2 protein-coding genes and 1 pseudogene are annotated in these 2,940 nt (G+C 67.7%); 1 reads left to right on the top strand and 2 read right to left on the bottom strand.

Going from position 1 to position 2,940, the window contains the following annotated elements; genetic code table 11:
* Window positions 1–92: 92 nt before the first annotated feature.
* Window positions 93–281 (bottom strand): thiosulfate oxidation carrier complex protein SoxZ, encoded by a 189-nt coding sequence (locus tag x551_RS27735; protein WP_253950437.1) that lies wholly within the window; start codon window positions 279–281, stop codon window positions 93–95.
* On the bottom strand, window positions 242–910 hold the full coding sequence (locus x551_RS20495; RefSeq protein ID WP_253950436.1) for a quinoprotein dehydrogenase-associated SoxYZ-like carrier: 669 nt from the start codon (window positions 908–910) through the stop codon (window positions 242–244). The genes x551_RS27735 and x551_RS20495 overlap by 40 nt, the downstream gene beginning before the upstream one ends.
* A 179-nt stretch (window positions 911–1,089) precedes the next feature.
* On the opposite strand from x551_RS20495, the pseudogene ettA reads away from it, so the two are divergent.
* Window positions 1,090–2,755, top strand: a pseudogene (gene ettA / locus x551_RS20490) (energy-dependent translational throttle protein EttA).
* The last annotated feature ends 185 nt before the right edge of the window (window positions 2,756–2,940 follow it).

The raw sequence follows: 2,940 nt of genomic DNA, 5'->3' as shown, positions 1-2,940 counted from the left end.
CGCGCGTCAGCAGTGCGCGCCGGCCCAGCAGGCCGCCGCCGGCCACCGGCTGCAGTGCGTCGCCGGGCGGGCCGGGCGTGTCCGCCACGGCCTCAGGACTTCGAGTGGACGGGGAGCACGCTCTCGAACGTGCGCTCGCTGCTGTCGACGACCTGGGCCTTCAGTTCGCCGTCGCCGCGTGGCACGAAGTAGAAGCGCAGCGAGGGGTTCTCGCTGATCGTGAAATCGACGTCGGCGCTCATCACCGGCCGGCCGGCGTAGGTGACGCTGATGCTGCGCACATAGTGCGGCCGCGGCGCCAGACGCGTGAGCTGGTCGATCGCCAGGCCGGACACATTGGGTGGCTCACCATCAACTGCGCCAGCGCCGGCTGGCCGGCGACCGGTTCGCCCTCGACGCGCAGCTTCATCCGGCCGATCGAGGCCATCGCCTCGGCGAGGTCCTTGCCGGCGGGTGCCGAACAGCCGCCGGACGCCTTGACGAAGCGCTTGTCCATCACCAGCTTGCCGTCGCTCAGCTCGGCGATGGCCCGGACATGGGTGTACTCCTCGATGCGCACGCGGGTTTCCAGATCGGCTCGCCCGCTCTCGGGCGTGAAGCTGAACACCGCGCCGACCGGCGACGGGTTGCCGTCGATGACCAGCCAGAGCTTGCGGATGTAGCGCGCCGGGCTCTGCACCAGCTGGGTCCGGATGGCGATCGGCACCACCGCCGCGTCGGCCGCCCGGACCGGGGTGTCGAGTTCGACGATGCCGCGCGCGTCCTCGGAGATCGGGCGGTCCGCGAACAGCGACTTGCGCACCGCCTGCCAGCGCTCGTTGTCCGCGTTGTCGTCGGCCGACGAGGCCGGGCCGGTGTACAGGCCCAGGGCTGCCAAGCCGAGGAGCATCCTTCGGGTGAGGGTCGTCATGCGTGTCTCCAGAAGCGCCATCGAGGGCTGTTCGATCGTCGGATCATGCGCCCAGGACCGGCGCTTGTCAGTGGTTTGATCCCTGATCCCCGCTGCCGCAGGGGCCGTCGGCGACAATACCGTGGTCGCGCGGCAAACGCTGCGCCTTACAGAATTTGACCGGGAAGAGCGCTCCGAACATGGCCCAGTACGTGTACACGATGAACCGCGTCAGCAAGACGGTTCCCCCGAAACGACAGATCCTCAAGGACATTTCCCTGAGTTTCTTCCCCGGCGCCAAGATCGGCGTGCTGGGCTTGAATGGCTCGGGCAAGTCGACCTTGCTGAAGATCATGGCCGGCCTCGACAACGAGATCGAGGGCGAGGCCGTGCCCATGCCCGGCATCAAGATCGGCTACCTGCCGCAGGAACCGCAGCTCAACCCGGAGCAGACCGTGCGTCAGGCGGTCGAGGAGGCATCGGCGGCGTGCTGGCCGCCAAGAAGCGCCTGGACGAGGTGTATGCCGAGTACGCCGAACCGGATGCGGACTTCGACAAGCTGGCCGCCGAGCAGGCCGAGCTGGAGGCCGTGATCGCTGCCGCCGGCAGCGAGAACACCGACCTGCAGCTCGAGATCGCCGCCGACGCGCTGCGCCTGCCGCCCTGGGACGCCGTGATCGGCAAGCTCTCGGGCGGCGAGAAGCGTCGCGTCGCTTTGTGCCGGCTGCTGCTGAGCCAGCCCGACATGCTGCTGCTCGACGAACCGACCAACCACCTCGACGCCGAATCGGTCGATTGGCTGGAGCAGTTCCTCAAGCGTTTCCCCGGCACCGTGGTCGGCATCACCCACGATCGCTATTTCCTCGACAACGCCGCCGAGTGGATCCTGGAGCTCGACCGCGGCCGCGGCATCCCCTGGAAGGCAACTACTCCGACTGGCTCGAGCAGAAGGAAGCCCGCCTCGAGCAGGAGCAGAAGGCCGAGGATGCCCACACCAAGGCGATGAAGCAGGAGCTCGAGTGGGTCCGCAAGAACGCCAAGGGGCGCCAGGCCAAGAGCAAGGCACGCCTGCAGCGCTTCGAGGAACTGTCGGACGTCGAATATCAGAAACGCAACGAGACCAACGAGATCTTCATCCCGGTGGCCGACCGCCTGGGCAACGAGGTCATCGAGTTCGAGAACGTCACCAAGAGCTTCGGCGACCGGGTGCTGATCGACAACCTGAGCTTCAAGGTACCGGCCGGCGCGATCGTCGGCATCATCGGCCCGAACGGTGCGGGCAAGTCCACGCTGTTCCGCATGATCGCCGGCAAGGAGAAGCCGGACTCGGGCAACGTGAAGGTCGGCGCGACCGTCAAGATGGCCTTCGTCGAGCAGACCCGCGAGACGCTGGAAGGCGACAAGACCGTGTGGCAGGACATGTCAGGCGGTCTCGACAACCTGGTGATCGGCAAGTTCGTCGTGCCGTCGCGGGCCTACCTGGGGCGCTTCAACTTCAAGGGCAACGACCAGCAGAAGCTGGTGGGCAACCTGTCGGGCGGCGAACGCGGACGCCTGCACCTGGCCAAGACGCTGGCGACAGGCGGCAACGTGCTGATGCTCGACGAACCGTCGAACGACCTCGACGTGGAGACGCTGCGTGCGCTGGAAGACGCGCTGCTCGAGTTCGCCGGCTGCGTGATGGTGATCTCGCACGACCGCTGGTTCCTCGACCGCATCGCCACCCACATCCTGGCCTGCGAGGGCGATTCGAAATGGTTCTTCTTCGACGGCAACTACCAGGAGTACGAGGCCGACAAGAAGAAGCGCCTGGGCGAGGAGGGCGCCAAGCCCAAGCGCATCCGTTTCAAGGCGCTGAGCGTCTGAGGCGAAGGCCTCGCGCCCGCAACGGGCGCGGTGCGGCGCCGCAATCCCGTCGAGCATGAAGTTCCTGCGCGTTCCGGTGCTGTTGCTGGCGGGTGCACTGCTGCTGTCCGGCTGCGCATCGCTGGGGCTGGCGGCACAGGCCGGTGCGGCGGCGGCGCCACCGGCCGCCGCCGGGGCCGCTCGGG

This window comes from Methylibium sp. T29, assembly GCF_000576205.1.
Classification (GTDB): Bacteria; Pseudomonadota; Gammaproteobacteria; order Burkholderiales; family Burkholderiaceae_C; genus Methylibium; species Methylibium petroleiphilum.
The sequence above is the reverse complement of the archived record's forward strand: the minus strand, read 5'-3'. Positions and strand labels throughout refer to the sequence as shown.

What these genes read in the sequence shown, in the direction of transcription:
- x551_RS20495 (WP_253950436.1), bottom strand. Translation starts at nt 910, where the DNA reads ATGACGACCCTCACCCGAAGGATGCTCCTCGGCTTGGCAGCCCTGGGC.